Origin of the sequence: Micromonospora sp. NPDC048843, from assembly GCF_040649965.1 — a bacterium.
Classification (GTDB): Bacteria; Actinomycetota; Actinomycetes; order Mycobacteriales; family Micromonosporaceae; genus Micromonospora; species Micromonospora hortensis.
Genome location: NZ_JBEZGJ010000094.1, coordinates 13970 through 28402, shown reverse-complemented (window position 1 = coordinate 28402; position 14433 = coordinate 13970). Strand labels below are relative to the sequence as shown.

At 69.8% G+C, this 14433-nt stretch carries 11 protein-coding genes and 2 pseudogenes; 6 read left to right on the top strand and 7 right to left on the bottom strand.

From position 1 onward, the window contains the following. From AB0C20_RS21615 to AB0C20_RS21605, 3 genes and pseudogenes are all read left to right on the top strand, one after another. A pseudogene (locus AB0C20_RS21615) lies at nucleotides 1-935 on the top strand (hypothetical protein); the annotation flags it as partial. A 38-nt stretch (nucleotides 936-973) separates the two neighbouring features. Then, nucleotides 974-1813 (top strand): helix-turn-helix domain-containing protein, encoded by an 840-nt coding sequence (locus AB0C20_RS21610; protein WP_357177695.1) that lies wholly within the window; start codon nucleotides 974-976, stop codon nucleotides 1811-1813. A gap of 67 nt (nucleotides 1814-1880) precedes the next feature. Further along, nucleotides 1881-2462, top strand: a complete 582-nt coding sequence (locus AB0C20_RS21605; RefSeq protein ID WP_357177692.1) for a dihydrofolate reductase family protein — start codon at nucleotides 1881-1883, stop codon at nucleotides 2460-2462. Nucleotides 2463-2622: 160 nt separating this feature from the next. Here AB0C20_RS21605 and AB0C20_RS21600 read toward each other — a convergent pair whose 3' ends face one another. The 4 genes from AB0C20_RS21600 to AB0C20_RS21585 form a co-directional block, all read right to left on the bottom strand. Next, entirely contained in the window at nucleotides 2623-3855 is a 1233-nt protein-coding gene (locus AB0C20_RS21600; RefSeq protein WP_357177689.1) for an MFS transporter, read from the bottom strand. Nucleotides 3856-3999: 144 nt separating this feature from the next. After that, nucleotides 4000-4581, bottom strand: a complete 582-nt coding sequence (locus AB0C20_RS21595; protein WP_357177686.1) for an NAD-dependent epimerase/dehydratase family protein — start codon at nucleotides 4579-4581, stop codon at nucleotides 4000-4002. 288 nt (nucleotides 4582-4869) lie between these two features. After that, nucleotides 4870-6267 carry a PLP-dependent aminotransferase family protein gene (locus AB0C20_RS21590; RefSeq protein ID WP_357177683.1) on the bottom strand — a complete coding sequence of 466 codons (1398 nt, stop codon included), beginning with the start codon at nucleotides 6265-6267 and terminating at the stop codon, nucleotides 4870-4872. Between the two features lie 163 nt (nucleotides 6268-6430). Further along, the gene (locus AB0C20_RS21585; protein WP_357177680.1) at nucleotides 6431-6913 is read right to left on the bottom strand and encodes a GNAT family N-acetyltransferase; all 483 of its coding nucleotides are present in this window, start codon (nucleotides 6911-6913) and stop codon (nucleotides 6431-6433) included. A 209-nt stretch (nucleotides 6914-7122) separates the two neighbouring features. Here AB0C20_RS21585 and AB0C20_RS21580 point away from each other — a divergent pair. After that, a pseudogene (locus tag AB0C20_RS21580) lies at nucleotides 7123-7235 on the top strand (VOC family protein); the annotation flags it as partial. A 115-nt stretch (nucleotides 7236-7350) separates the two neighbouring features. On the opposite strand, the gene AB0C20_RS21575 reads toward AB0C20_RS21580, so the two are convergent. Beyond that, complete coding sequence (locus AB0C20_RS21575) at nucleotides 7351-8643, bottom strand: serpin family protein (protein ID WP_357177676.1); 1293 nt, start codon at nucleotides 8641-8643, stop codon at nucleotides 7351-7353. 124 nt (nucleotides 8644-8767) lie between these two features. Beyond that, entirely contained in the window at nucleotides 8768-9427 is a 660-nt protein-coding gene (locus AB0C20_RS21570; protein ID WP_357177673.1) for an MSMEG_1061 family FMN-dependent PPOX-type flavoprotein, read from the bottom strand. An 89-nt stretch (nucleotides 9428-9516) separates the two neighbouring features. On the opposite strand from AB0C20_RS21570, the gene AB0C20_RS21565 reads away from it, so the two are divergent. Both AB0C20_RS21565 and AB0C20_RS21560 read left to right on the top strand, forming a co-directional pair. After that, nucleotides 9517-10764: an NAD(P)/FAD-dependent oxidoreductase gene (locus AB0C20_RS21565; RefSeq protein ID WP_357177670.1), complete on the top strand. Its 1248-nt coding sequence runs from the start codon at nucleotides 9517-9519 to the stop codon at nucleotides 10762-10764. Between the two features lie 8 nt (nucleotides 10765-10772). After that, the gene (locus AB0C20_RS21560) at nucleotides 10773-11261 is read left to right on the top strand and encodes a MarR family transcriptional regulator (RefSeq protein WP_357177667.1); all 489 of its coding nucleotides are present in this window, start codon (nucleotides 10773-10775) and stop codon (nucleotides 11259-11261) included. A gap of 146 nt (nucleotides 11262-11407) precedes the next feature. On the opposite strand, the gene AB0C20_RS21555 is transcribed toward AB0C20_RS21560, so the two are convergent. Next, nucleotides 11408-14221 carry a BTAD domain-containing putative transcriptional regulator gene (locus tag AB0C20_RS21555; RefSeq protein ID WP_357177663.1) on the bottom strand — a complete coding sequence of 938 codons (2814 nt, stop codon included), beginning with the start codon at nucleotides 14219-14221 and terminating at the stop codon, nucleotides 11408-11410. Nucleotides 14222-14433 lie beyond the last annotated feature (212 nt).

Genomic DNA, 14433 nt, shown 5'->3' with positions numbered 1-14433 from the left:
CCGAACCGCCGCCCGCCGCGCCGCCGGCCGACACCGGCGGCAAGGCTCCGGCCGCACCCGGCGCCGTCGGCGGGGCCGCCGCGCACACCGCGCCCGCCGCCGAGAAGTTCATCTGGAACTTCAAGTTCAAAGGCGGCCGGGGGACGTTCCGCGGCAACATCCTCGAATGGTTGTACGGCATGCCGTGGCGCGACAACACGGCGAAGTACGACCTGGAGACCAGCACCACGGTCAAGCAGATCAAGACGACCGACCGGTACGGCAAGGCCGGTGACATCGCCCGGGAGGCGACCCGGGACGCGGACGCCGCGATCCAGGCCAACCCGACCGGCACCATGGCCGGCAAGCGATCCCAGGCCGTCATCATCACCGAGACCGACGCGCCGGCCAGCGCCGGAAACGCGATCCGCACGGCCACCAACCCGGGACGCGGGCGGGACATCCCGGCCAGTGCCACCGCGCCGGAGCACGTGCGCGGACTGCCCGGCCGGACCGGCATGCTCGGCAAGGGGCTCGGTATCGCCGGCTTCGGCCTGTCGGCGTTCGCCCTGTGGGGCGACTACCAGCACGGAGACTGGGAGATGGGCGTCGGTGACGCGCTCGGCGCGGTCGGCGGTGGCCTGGAGCTGTACGCCATCGCCGTGCCCGGTGCCACTGTCGCGACCGTCAGCGCGATGACCGCCGGACTGGTGATCGGTGGCATCGGTCTGGCCGCCGTCTCGTACGTCAGCATGAACCGGGCCGCCGAGGTCGGCGACACGCCGGGGGTGGTGGCCGGTGGCGTCGGCATCGGGGCGGGTCTGGCCATCGCCGCGGGTGCCATCGGCATCGCGGCCGGCAGCGTGGTGGTCGCCCCGGTCGTGCTCGTGGTCGGCATCGTCGCCGCCATCGGCGTGGGGATCTTCCACGCGGGCCGCTACTTCGACTGGTGGTGACCCAGGTTTCCCGGGGCCACGTCGGCGATACTGTCGGCGTGGAGTACGTGTCCAGAGTGCCGCGACCGCCGCTGGACGGGCTGATCGACGACCTCTACTACCTGGAGGGTGCGCCGCCGTACGCCCGGCTGACGCTGCCGGCAAGTCCGGCGGCGTTCCTCATCGTCAACCTCGGCGCACCGTTTCGTATCCGTGCCGGCACCGACATCGAGACGGCCGACTACGCCGACGGCTGCGTGGTCACCACGCCCACTCGCGCGTTCGAGTTCGGCTACCCGACCCGGACCCGGTCCGTCGGCGTGCACTTCAAGCCGTGGGGGCCGGCACCGTTCCTGCCGATGCCCGCGACGGAGCTGTGTGACCGGCCGGCGACGGTAGAGCAGGTGTGGGGGAGGCGCGCCACTGCTGAGCTGCGGGACCGGCTGGCCACAGCCGAGGGACCTCACGAGATGCTGACGCTGCTCGAGGAGGAGCTGATGCGACGGCTGGGCGACGCGGCCGGCCTGGGGCTGGTCCGCCATACGAGCCGCATCATCGCCGCGACCAGCGGTGCGGTGGCGATCGACGACCTGAGGGTTTCCGCCGGTGTCAGCAGCACTCACCTTGCACAGCGGTTCAAGGAGCTCATCGGCGTCACGCCGAAGCGGTTGGCCCGCAGCTACCGCTTCGCCGCCACAGTGCTCTCGATCAACCTCGCCGAACCGATCGACTGGGCCGACCTCGCCGGTGGCGCCGGCTACTTCGACCAGGCCCACTTCGGCCACGAGTTCCGGGCCTTCACCGGGCTCACACCGACCCGGTACGTCGACGTCAGGCGGCGGTTCCTGCGCGAGCATCCCGGCCACGTGCTGGGCGGCTGGCCGCTACCGACCGATTGATTCCTTACAAGAGCGACAGCCCACGAAACTCTAGCCTGAGGGCATTCCCAAGCAGAGGAGCGCGCACGTGGGCGACGTAGTCATGTACAGCTCGGTGTCGGTGGACGGCTTCATCGCGGACGAGAACGACCAGCCCGGACCGCTGTTCGACTGGTTGACCAGCGGCGACGTTCCATTGGACGAGAGCGGCACGTTGACGGTGTCGCAGACGTCCCACGACTACATCAGGCCGTACTGGGACCAGATCGGGGTGACGATCGCCGGCCGCCACGTCTTCGACCTGACGGACGGCTGGGACGGAAAGCCTCCGAGCGGGATCGACAACGTGGTCGTCGTGACGCACCGGCCGAAGCCCGAGGGCTGGGACCCCGAGGCGCCGTTTCACTTCGTCGACGGCGTCACAGCAGCAGTGGCCAAAGCGCAGGAGCTCGCGGGTGATCGCATCGTCGAGGTCGCCGCTGGCGACGTCGGCGGCCAGGTGCTTGCCGCGGGCCTGGTCGACGAGGTGCGCATGGACGTCGTACCCGTGGTGTTCGGGTCCGGCAAGCGCTACTTCGGGTCGGTCCACGCGCAGCACCTGTTGGAGGATCCCGACGTGGTGATTCAGGGCAACCGGGTGCTTCACCTGCGCTATCGGGTGCGCCGTTGACCGATCTGAGCGGGCTGGCGGGTCGCGCGGCGGGGGAGAGCCGAAGTGACGCTCCTTCTTCTCCTGCCCCGACCTGACCACCCAACCCGCCTGGACGGCCTCGGCCTGGCGGTCGCGGGCTTGGCTGATCGAGCCCGATGGGCGCTGTGCCAAGCGTCCCTCAGCCACGGGTGCGCCTAGTGATGCGGGCCTGGGCGGCGAGGCTGATGAGCGTGAGGAGGACGGTCAACGCGGTGTAGCAGACGACTGCCGGCACCTCGCCGAGAGGGCCGACGAGCTGCCCCTCGATGACGATGGGTAGCCCGAAGGCGACGTAGGAGACGACGTAGATTCCGCCGACGACTCCCGCGCGCTGGTGCGCTGCCGCGAGCGGGAAGATGAGGCGTAGCGCTGCGGTGAAGGACGCGCCGAAGCCGACACCGGCGACAGCCTGCCCGATGATCATGACGGCCAGGCTTCCGACGAACACTCCACCGATGATGCCGATGGCCCCGGCGAGGGACGCGTAGATCCCGATGATCATCGCGCGCCGCGGGTCGACGCGCGCGAAGGCCAGTCCGACGATGGCCGACACCGCCGGCGCGATGAACCCGGCCACGCCGTTGAGCAGGCCGCTGTCCAGATGAAAGACGCTGCGAACCATGCTCGGCGCCAGCCCGCCGGAGAGACCTGCGAGCATCCAGACGGCGGCGACCACGGGTGCCGCGGCGGCGAACTCCGCTCGGGCGGCGGGCGGGACGGCGACGCGCGGAACCATCGAGCGGAGAGCGCCCGCGGTACGGGGCATGGTCTCCGGAGACAGGGCGATCACGACGGCGCCGAGAATTGTGAGGACGACCAGGACGGCGAAGACGATCGAGTTCGCCCTGGGCGTGAGCTGGATGGCGAGACCGGCCAGCAGGGAGCCGGCGCCTAGCCCACCGGTCAGGCCGACACTGCCGAGGACCGTACCCAGCCTCTTCTTGTTCGGCGGGGCGAGTTCGACGAGCGCCGCGGTGAAGGCGGCCGTCGCCGCGCCGCTGGCGACGCCTTGGACGATGCGACCGGCGATCACCCAACTCACGTCGGGGGCGACGAGGAACAGCACATTCGACGCGAGCTGGATCACCAGTGCGCCGATCAGCACCGGGCGCCGGCCGACATGGTCGGACAGCGACCCCAGGGTGAGGACGGCGGCGAGGAAGCCGATCGCGTAGACAGCGAACGCCAGCGTGAGCAGCGACGGTGCGAAGTTCCACTGCTGGCGGTAGAGCACCAGCAGGGGCGTCAGCACACCCGCCGCGAGATACAGGCTGGTGAACGCGAGCGCTGTGCCTGTCAACGCCAGGCCGGCGGGGAGGGTGCGCCGCCGCCGGGTCGAGGGCGCGTCGATGGTTCCCGAAATCGTGGACATGACAGCTCCAGAGGGGCGGCCGCAGCGATGGGCCGAAGGATTGGTGAAGGTGGGGAGGGGATGTGGCCGCCCGGGCCGCTGCCGTCGGGCCCGGATCTGGTCCACTGCCGAGTTCGGCGCGGCGCGGCGGCCAGATCGCGATCGCTAGTCGGTAATGACGACGACGCCCGACAAGGCATCCAGCAGTTCCACAGTGCGCTCGGCAGCCCGATCGATCTGGACCCGTGGCTCGGCCGGGATCCGCTGCTCGTTGTAGGTGCCGGGCCCGTAGAACTGTCCGTAGCTCAGTACCACGCCACCCTCGGCGAGGACGGCGCGCTCCAACTCGGCGACAGCCCGGGCGTCGGGCCCGTCCGGAAGCTGCCAGGCGACGGTTTGGGCCAGGATCTTCGGCGATCCGCTCTGCCGCGCCGCCTCGATGAGATTCTGGTTGCCCTCGGTCCGGATCCGAGCGTTCAGCTCCGCATGATCGCCGATCCTCTCCACCTCGTCCGGTAGATCGGTCAGTTCGTTCAGAATGATGTCCGGTCCGAAGTCTCGAACCGCCTGGACCAGGGCGTCCCGGTCGAAGACGTCACACAGGATCGGCTCGGCGCCAAGGTGCGCCAGCAGTTCCGTCTTGTCGGACGATCGCGTCATGCCACCGACCACGTGCCCCCTCTCAACCAGTCGGGGGATCAGCCGCTGTCCGATTACGCCGGACGCACCGGCAAGAAATACCCGCATCATTCTTCCAATCGTTCGTAGGTCGGTAGGTCGAGCTCTGCGCGCTGCCGCCGCCGGATCACCTGTCGGTGGAACATTCGCCCAGCTCAGGCGTGCTGTGAGCTCTGGGGCTCTTGTCCGTTTGCTGGTGCTTCGTTCGTGGTCACGGCCGCAAAGTTACGCGTCGAGTGGCACTGCCCGCTGGTCCAATTCGGCGACAGATCCGTGGGCCAATTGGGCCTGATCCGGAGCATCCACGAGCGCCAGGCGTACGCCATCCGCAGCGAACGCCGACCTGACGAGGCACGGCTAGGGCATGACCCCGCACAAGGCGTCCAGCGCTCCCGCCCATGCGCTGTCCGAGGGAGCCGCGTAGTTGACCACCAGGGCGTCCCGCTCGGCCAACTGCCATTTCGAGTCGGCCAGCTCATGGCGGAAGTCGGCCATTCGGGCCACGGCCAGGCCCTGGCGGGCGGCCGCCTGGACGACCGGACCCTCGGTGCCGGACGGAAGCTCGATGACCGCTTGCAGCCCGGCGGCCAACCCGCTCACGCGGACGCTGGGCGCCCGCTGGGCCAACGCGGCGACCAGCTCGTCCCGGCGGCGCCGGTAGCGCACACGCATCGAGCGCACCTGACGGTCGTACGCGCCCGAGGCGATGAACTCGGCGAGCGTCAGCTGCTCCAGCGCACTCGACATGTAGTCGATGTCCCCTTTGGCCGCCACGACCTCCGGGACCAGATCCTTGGGCAGCACCATCCAACCGAGCCGCAACCCGGGAGCCAGCGACTTGCTCGCCGTGCCGAAGTACACCACCCGCTCCGGGTCGAGGCCCTGCAGCGCGCCCACCGGCTGGCGGTCGTATCTGAACTCCCCGTCGTAGTCGTCCTCCAGAATCAGCCCGTTGGTGGCGCGGGCCCAGTCCACCGCCGCCATGCGCCGCTGCGGGGTCAACGCGACCCCCGTTGGGTACTGATGCGCCGGTGTCAACAGCGCCGCCCCTGCCGCGTTCAACCCCGCCAGGTCATCGGTACGCGCGCCGTGCTCGTCAACGTAGAGGGGTGGGATGCGCAGGCCGGCGCTGGTCAGCAGATCGCGATACACGTCGAGGCCGTACGACTCGACAGCCAGCGCCGTGACCCGCCGCGCACGCAGGACCTGCGCCATCAGCGTCAGACCGTGGTGGAAACCGGCGCAGATCACGATCCGGTCCGGCTCGGCGTACACCCCGCGAGCCCGCGCCAGATAATCCGCGAGGGCGGTACGCAGTTCCACCCGGCCGAGAGCGTCGCCGTAACCGAAGGCATCGTTCGGGGCCGCCGTCAGAGCCCGACGAGCTGCTGCGAGCCACTGTGTACGGGGGAACTCCGCGAGGGTCGGCGTACCCGGCAGCAAGCCGTACGTGGGACGGCGCTGAGCGGGCCTCGGGCGAGCTGCGGCGGGCGTCGCGCCGCGCGGTTCGGCCCTTTTGGCCACCCGCGTTCCGGAGCCCTGTCGGGCGGTGATCCAGCCCTCGGCGACCAGCTCGGCGTAGGTGTCGGCAACGGTGTTGCGGGCGACACCAAGATCAGCTGCGAGCGAGCGGGACGACGGTAGCCGCGTGCCGGGCACCAGACGTCCGGTCCGGATGGCCTCCCGCAGGGCATCCGTGAGCCCGGCGCGCAGGCCGGGGCCGGTCAGGTCCAGATGGAGGTCGACGCCGAACATCGACGCTGACCTGGACCCCGAATTGGCCCGCGAATCTGCCACGAAAGCAGACCATATAGCAGTCCAACCGACCACGGAGCGAAGCCGGATAACGACCATCAACGGCACGGTGCGGCCAGTGACCCGGGGCGGGGCACGTGACAGTGACCCGCCCCTGATCAGATCAGAGTTGCCGGTAGTAGACGGCCACCGGCAGCGGCGTGCAGCCCAGTGCTTCGTACAGGGCTCGGGCGGGCGCGTGGAATCCGTCCCCGCCCGTGCCGATCGTGACGACCTCGGCGCCGAGGTCCCGCATCGCGGCGAACGCGTGCTCGCACAGCACGGTGCCCGTGCCGAGCCGGCGATGCTCGGTGGACACGGCGAGGATAGTGACGCTGGCATTTCGGCGCTCAGGCTCTACCGCCCAGGCCACGTAGCCAGCGATGGCACCGTTGATCTCGGCGACCGCGACGTACCGGTGCTCGGCGGGGTCGTGGAGCTCGGCAACCTGCTTGACGTAGTCGTCGCGCCACTCACCGTGCTGGTTGGCGAAGACGACCTCGCCCACCAGCGGGCGGAAGGAGTCTTCGTAGAACGGTCCGAACGTATCGATGGTCAGTTCGGTGAGCTGGGCCAGGTCATGCTGAAGAAACGAGCGGATACGCATGTGAGTGTGCCTCTCAAGCTGAGGGTCTGAAAGCCAACAGAACGGGCATCAGATGGCCAGCCAGCGGCCGGAACGGCGGCGAGCCGACCCTCAGTGGCGCGTACGCCAAGCGGCGAAGCAACTCATGACCGAAATCCTACCGGGCGGCTGCAACCGCATTCGTGGCACAGAGCGTCCGCCGAGGCCGCGGGGAACAGGTTTCAGAGCGCGTTCTTCACCCGCCGGGCGCCCAGACCGGGATCCTCCTCGCTCGCGGCGACGGAGACCACCAACGCGCCGCAATCGGTACCAGGTGGCCGGCCGAGTCGGGTTCTTCTTCCGCGGACCTGCATCCTGACGTACCCCCGAATCTGGGGGCATCGGCTGTCGTGGAGCAGGCACGGTCCTACCCGACCCGTGGTACGAGTCGACCGACGGTGTCGCCTGGTGCCGTCGGGTCAGGCTGGGCCGTTGACCAGTGGGTCGTGGACCCGGCCGAGGAACAGCGGTACGCCGGTGAGCCGGTCATGGATGACGTACAGGAATGGCCGGTTGACGAAGAACTGCGGCCCTTGCGGGATCGACGGCGGGCGGACGATGACCGCCGACGCGGCTGCCGCCTCGGTGCCCTTCTCGTCCACCCCGATGAACGTCTCGTGCACCACGTCGTCGATGCACAGGGCCGGCTCGGTGCTCATACGGGTGAAATCGGCCTGTGACGTGAATGCCGTGGGCATGCCGAGGCTGCTCAGCGCGGCGCCCAGCTCGGCCGGCAGGCGGAACGTCCACCGGGGCAGGCGCAGTTCGACGTCCGTGATCCGGAACCCGGTCAGCAACGCGCCCAGCCACGTCGCGTCGAGGTTCGCCTCGACCGCGGCGAGATCGTCCCGGGTCGGCATGACGATAGCCATGGCAAGCCCGTCGCCTGCGTACGGCACGTCGACTGCGCGCCACCCGTCCCCCTCGAGGTAACCCATTCGGTCGAAGGGACCACGCATGATCGGGACGTCGACAACCGTTCCGTCGTCCCTTGTGAACGGTCCCACCGCCGTGGCCGCCACGGTGAACGGGTACTTCCAGGCCGCCTTGAGGTAGATCGCGTTGGTCAGTATCAGGCTGGTGTTGGGGCTCACGGCGTCGGACTGCAAGAGCTCCGGAATCTTCGCGTTGGTCCGATCGGACACCCAGGTGTTGATCTCCTGGCGGGCCACCTCCGGCGCACCGCGAAAGTCGACCGGTCGCGGCGTGGCGCCGTAATAGCCGGCCAGGGTGTCCCGGAACCCGGGTCGCAGACACAGATCGAGTCGTGTCCACAGCGCATTGGCAGTGGTCAGCCGAGGCTGCTTGACTCCGTCACCGTCCTGGTAGCGGCCGGCGAGCGTCTGCTCGACGGTATTGAGCCCGCTGTCGAGTGCGCCGGGGCGCGGATGCGGCGCGTGGAGCACCGTGTCCATCTCGTCCGCCGTGGCAGAGCCGGCGCCCGCCCTGGTCATCGCGAGCGCGAGCCCGACCGAGTACGGCGCGCACACCACATTGCCGCCTGCCCGGGTCGATGCCACCGTGCGGTAGAGGTCGGCCGTGAAGCCGCGAACGGCGGTAGCGGCGGCCGGCATCGTGGCCGGGTCGGGTGGTACGCGGACCGCATCCGTCGCGGTGGACGGCGTGCCGGGCCAACGGAAATCACCTGGTGCGGCGGTAAGGGCAGCGGCCGCTAGCGGGACCGCCCGCAACACGGATCGACGCGAGACCATGTCTCGAGGTTAGAGCAGTCCCACGGAGACGCACCAGGCGCAGACCCAAATTCATCGAAACTCAGCGATGTCTATCACTCATGCGTTGAAGAAGCGCGAGATCAGCGGGAGTTCCGGCGGCTTGTTACTCGTACCGGTACTTCAGCGAGTCCGCCTCGGCCTTCTCGATGTCGGCGATCGTCAGTTCGGGCATTCGTAGCTGGGCCAGCGTCACCTCGGCCGAGGTCGGCTGGGCGTCCGTCGGTAGCCACTGCTCGGGCTTCCAGGCCCCGCTGCGCAACAGTGCCTTGGGGCAGTGCGGGTAGACCTCGTCGATCCCCAGCACCAGTGCACTGGCCGGTGGCTTGCCCACGGCGGTCAGCTGCGACAGCAGCTCGGGGCGAGTGGAGACGCAGGCCCGGCCGTTCACCCTGAGCGTCGTGGTGCGCCCGGGGATGATGAACAGCAGCCCGGCCCGTCCGGTGGCGACGACGTTCTGCAGGCTGTCCAGACGCTTGTTGCCGGTGGCGTCCGGTATTGCCACCGTCCGTGCGTCCAGGACGGCGACGAAGCCGGCAGGGCCACCGCGCGGGGAGACGTCGCAGTTGCCCTCGGCGTCCATGGTGGCGACCAGGACAAGCGACGAGCAGCCGATCAACCGCCGGGTCTGCTCGGTGAGCTCGGTCATCTGCTTTCGCACGGCCGCTTCGCTGGGAAGTTCGTAAGCCCGGCGCAGCGACTCCTGGTCGGGCACGGCGTCGAGGCGCAGCGAGTCGAAGGCACTGGCAGCGAGAACTGGCGTCATGCATCGACACTAATCGACCAACCTGACCGTTCCGGCCTTCGTCACGGCGACGGTCTTGCCCAAATCATCTTAGTGATTAAGATAATCGTGTGAGCATATCGACGGACTTCTCCGTGGCGATCGCCGGCGCCGGACTCTCCGGCCTCTGCCTCGCCCAGTACCTGATGCGCGCCGGCATCGACGTGCACGTCTACGAGCGGGACCCGGGTCCCTTCGTCCGGCGGCAGGGCTACCGGATCATTCTCGACCGGTACGGCCTGGAGGCGCTGCGCGAGAGCCTGCCCCGCTCGCTGTACAGCCTGGCGCTGACCACCGGCGACGAGCCCGGCGGCCACCTACGCTTCACCGACAGCCGGCTCCGGGACGCGTTCGCCATCACCTTCAAGGACGAGCCGCACGCGACCCGCCAGGTCGACCGGCTGACCCTGCGGTCGATCCTGCAGTCCGGGCTGGAGGGGCGCATCCACTACGGCAAGAATGCCGTCGCGGTGGACGATGACGACCCGGCGCGGCCGCGGCTGCTGTTCTCCGACGGCGGGGCCGCGGCGGCAAGCGTCGTCGTGGGCGCCGACGGCGTTGGCTCGGCGCTGCGCGCGCAGATCATGCCGGACGCGAACCCGGCGAACACCCCGATGGCGGGCATCTACGGCCGGTCGCCTCTGTGGCGCAACGGCGAGAGCATCATCCCGGACACGCTGCGCACCAGCGGGGTCCTGGCCATCGCCGACCGGCCGGGCCGCGCCTTCTTCTTCACCCCCATGCGCTTCGGCGAGAGCCCGCCCGAGGCGTTCGCGCGCCTGGCCCCGGGCAGCTATGCGCCCACCGGCGACGACTACGTCATGTGGGGACTGCTGCTCCGGCAGGAGGAGGTGCCCATGGGCCTCCGGGGCGACCTGCTGGCGTTGTGGCGACTGGCCTCCGGGATGAGCATGGACTTCCACCCGGTCATCCGGCGGCTGGTCGGCACGGCCGAGCTGGACGCCACTGTGCTCAACCTCTTCGCCACCGGCCAGCGCCCGCGCCGGTGGGCGATGCCCCGGGCGACGATGATGGGCGACGCCGTGCACGTCATGCCGCCGTTCGGCGCGCACGGCGGCAACACCGCGCTGCGTGACGCCGCCCTGCTCGGCCACAAGCTCGTCGAGGCCCGGGCCAACGGCGCGCCGGTGGAGGAGGCGATCGCCCGCTACCAGGACGAGATGGTGCCCTACGCCTTCCGCGCCGTCGACACCGCCGCGAGGCTGATGCGCCGCCTCACCGGGGACGCGGCCGCACCCCACTGGGTGCTGACCCGCGTGCTACCTCGGCTGCACCGGGTCACCGTCCCGGAGGGATGATTGCCGGCATGTCCCACGAGCCGGCCCGTGCGCCCGCGATCGCCGACCTCATGCGCGCCGGACGGGAGACGTCGCGGCTGTCCATGGTGTTCCGGTACGCCATCGCGGAGCGGCTGGGCCTCGCCGTGAGCGACCTGGAATGCCTCGACTACCTGGCGGACTTCGGATCCGCCACCGCGGGGCAGGTCGCCGAGCGGACCAACCTCACCACCGGGGCGGTGACCAGCATGCTCCGCCGGCTCCAGCAGGCGGGCTACGTGACGGCCGAGCGCGATCCGGCGGACCGGCGGCGGGTGATCGTCGCTCTGCGGCCGGAGCGGATGGCCGAGTTGGAGCGACCGTACGAGCGGTTCGCCGAGCGGGCGGAGCAACTCATCGAGGGCTACAGCGTCGAGGAGGTCACGCTGCTGGTCCGGCACTACGACCGCATGCAGGCGATGTACCTCGCCGAGTTGGACCGTCTCCGCAGCGGCGACACCGCGCAGCGGTCGGTTTGAGGTGGCGTGGTGCGACTGACGGCGCTGCCCGTTTACCGTCTGGCGACGAGATGTTGCCAGTCACCGGTCGGCGCCCGTTGTGCGCAGGCCCTGTCCGCCGCGATGGCCGTTCGACTCGAGCAGATCCACCGTGAGGCGGCCGTCGGCTAGCGGGAGTCGGGGCGGTCACGTCTCACCGGTCCCGCCAGTTCGAGCTTCTGCAGCTCGGCCCGCACCTCGTCGGCCGCGGTGTGGCCGATCTGGTCGAGCGAGACGACCGCATCCTCCAGCGCCTCCCGCGCGCCGTCATTGTCGCCGATGGCGGTGAGGCTCTCCGCGAGGTGTCGCAGGATGTCCGCCTCGTTGTAGTGGTCGTCGAAGCGGCGGATCAGCGCCCGCGCCCGGTGATAGCAGTCGATGGCCTGCTCGTACTCGCCCAGGTGATGGTGGGCGTAGCCCATCGTGTCCCAGGTGCCCGCTTCGGCGTGTTCGTCGCCGATCTCCTGGTCGAGGGCCGTCGCCTGCGCGCCGAAGCGCAACGTCTGCCGATGGTCGCCGAGCATGCTGTACAACCAGCCCACGTTGTTCAACGCCGCCGCCTGCCCCGGCCGGTCACCGAGCCGGCGGTAGAGCTCTAGCGCCCGTTCGTTGTGGCCGAGCGCGCCCGGCCAATCGCCCTGGTTGTGGCAGACCCACCCCAGGCCCCGGTGGGTGTCGGCCTGTTTCGCGTGGTCGTCCAGCTCGACGAAGATCTGCAGTGCGTGATGGTGCTGCTCGTACCCCACGTCCAGACGCCCCAGCTGGGTGTGGGCTACGCCCAGACTGCGATGGGCCTGCGCCTGCCGGTGCCGGTCTCCCATCCGCCGCGCCGCGGCGAGCGCCAGGTGCTGGGTGTCGATCCAGTCGTTCCAGTGCCCCTTGTAGTCGAAGAAGGTCTCCAGCGTCCGTGCCAACTGCCATACGTGGAGGTCACGGCCGTGCTCCGCCGCGTACGCCAGGATGCCCAGCAACATCTGGTGTTCGGTGACGAACCAGGCGAGAGCCTCGGCGTGGTCGGCCAGCGAATCGACGCCCATCGGCACGTCGGTCCCGGCCGCGCCGTCCGGCTCGGCCGCGTCGCGATTGGGCTCGACGAGCCGGGCCGCCCGGCCGGCGGTGTGTAGGACAAAGTTCAGCAGCCGGTCCATCGCGTCGCTGCGGGCCTGCGCCGGCTGGTCGTCGTCCACCCGATGCCGAGCATAGAGGCGCACCAGATCGTGCATCCGGTAGCGGGCCTGTCGCGGCACCTGGACCAGATGCGAGTCGCGCAACTCAGTCAACAGGAGCCGGCTGCGGTCCCGGGAGCGGCCGACGAGGCTGGCTGCGGCGGCCAGCCCGATCTCCGGTGCGGGCACTAGTGAGAGCAGAACGAACAGTCGGGCCGCCTCGGCGCTGAGCGCGTGGTGCGAGGCGGCGAACACGGCGCGGATGTCGCCGTGCAGATCGCCCACGGTCAGGGCGTCGAGCCGGGTCGCTTCCTCGCGAAGCTCCTCGCTGACCACGCTCAGCGGCAGGTCAGGCTGCATCGCCGCTCGAGCCGCCACGATGCTCAGGGCCAGGGGAAGGCCGGCACACCGGGACGCGATGTCCCGTACGCTCTGCGGCTCGACCGCCGCCCCGTGCCGGTTGAGCAGGTGGATCAACAGGTTGCGGGCCTCCGGCTCCGTCAACACCTCCAGGTCGACCGGCCGGGCGCCGTGCGCGGCGATGAGCCCGCCGAGGCGGGCCCGGCTGGTCACCAGCACCGTGCAGTGCTGCCCGCCGGGAAGCAGTGGAATCACCTGGGTCACGTCGCGGGCGTTGTCGAGCACGATCAGCATGCGTTTGTCGGCCAACAGGCTGCGGTAGAGGGCGGTCTGTGCGTCCAGGTCTACCGGAACCGTCTCGGCGGGCACGTGCAGCGCGTCCAGTAACCCGCGCAGCACGACCTCGGGTGACACCGGAGCGCTAACCTCGAAGCCACGTAGGTTCACGTACAACTGACCGTCCGGAAATCGCTTCAGGTTGTCGTACGCCCAGTGCAGCGCGAGCCAGGTCTTGCCGACGCCCCCGGGACCGCCGATGGTGGCGACGCCGCCGTCGGCGCCGGAGGCGGCGGACAGCGCGGCGAGTTCGTCGGCCCGACCGACGAAGCCCGCGGGTGGCGCCGGCAGTTGGCGGGGTACGTCACTGCGGGCGACGGCGGTCTCCGGGATGGGCGCGGCGAGAGTTGGGTCGCCGCTGATCATCCGCAGGTGCAGGCGTTGCAACTCCGACATGGGATCGACGCCGAGTGAGTCCGCCAGTCGGCGGCGTAGGGCCAGGTAATGGTCGAGCGCGTCGGCCTGCCTCCCGGACCGGCACAGCGCCAGCATGAGCTGACCGATCAGCCGTTCGTCGAACGGATGCTCCGCCACGGCGCGCAGGAGTTGCGGCACCAGGGCGGCGTGCTGGCCGCAGCGCAGCGCGACATCGGTGCGGTCCCGGTCGGCGGTGACCCGCTCCCGGTCGGCGGCCGTCCGGACATCATCGAGCCACGGCGTGTCGAGCTGACCCAGCGGAGTGCCTCGCCACAACCCCAAAGCCTCGTCGAAGATCCGCAACGCCCGTCCGGCATCCTCGGTGGTCCGGGCGACAGCGAGCAGTTCGCGGAACCGGTGCAGGTCGATCGCCCACGGGTCCACCTGGAGCAGGTAGCCGCCGGACTGCCGCCGGATCGACACATCGGCGGCCTCACCGAGACTGCGGCGCAGTCGTGACAGATAGCTGTAGAGCGAACTCGACGCCGACTGCGGTCGCAGGTCACCCCAGGCCCGGCTGATCAGTTGATCCGTGCGGATCAACTGATTGGCGCCGATGAGCAGGACCGCCAGCACGCCCCGCTGTCGAAGATGCCCCAGGTCGATCAACCGGCCTGCGACGCGAGCCTCGACCTCACCCGGCAGTCTGAACTCGACAGCCATCGCCGCGACCCCATTCGTCCCGGCGCGCGCCCCGCACGCTCACCCGTCACACGGTTGCTCACGATGGTTCCAGGTGGACGGCCACGCCGCCGCCCCACTTCCACAGTCTGGAAGTGCCCAGGACCGCGGCTCGCCGGCCCGCCACCGCCTGACTAGGGGATTCAAGGTACCTACAAGGTTCGCGGCAGTGGTCAGACGAATACTCGGCCGAT

Excerpts from the sequence above, each read along its gene's own strand:
- AB0C20_RS21600 (WP_357177689.1), bottom strand. The coding sequence starts at position 3,855 with ATGTCCACGATTTCGGGAACCATCGACGCGCCCTCGACCCGGCGGCGG.
- AB0C20_RS21570 (WP_357177673.1), bottom strand. The coding sequence starts at position 9,427 with ATGACGCCAGTTCTCGCTGCCAGTGCCTTCGACTCGCTGCGCCTCGAC.
- AB0C20_RS21585 (WP_357177680.1), bottom strand. The coding sequence starts at position 6,913 with ATGCGTATCCGCTCGTTTCTTCAGCATGACCTGGCCCAGCTCACCGAA.
- AB0C20_RS21590 (WP_357177683.1), bottom strand. The coding sequence starts at position 6,267 with ATGTTCGGCGTCGACCTCCATCTGGACCTGACCGGCCCCGGCCTGCGC.
- AB0C20_RS21555 (WP_357177663.1), bottom strand. The coding sequence starts at position 14,221 with ATGGCTGTCGAGTTCAGACTGCCGGGTGAGGTCGAGGCTCGCGTCGCA.
- AB0C20_RS21595 (WP_357177686.1), bottom strand. The coding sequence starts at position 4,581 with ATGCGGGTATTTCTTGCCGGTGCGTCCGGCGTAATCGGACAGCGGCTG.
- AB0C20_RS21575 (WP_357177676.1), bottom strand. The coding sequence starts at position 8,643 with ATGGTCTCGCGTCGATCCGTGTTGCGGGCGGTCCCGCTAGCGGCCGCT.
- AB0C20_RS21560 (WP_357177667.1), top strand. The coding sequence starts at position 10,773 with ATGTCCCACGAGCCGGCCCGTGCGCCCGCGATCGCCGACCTCATGCGC.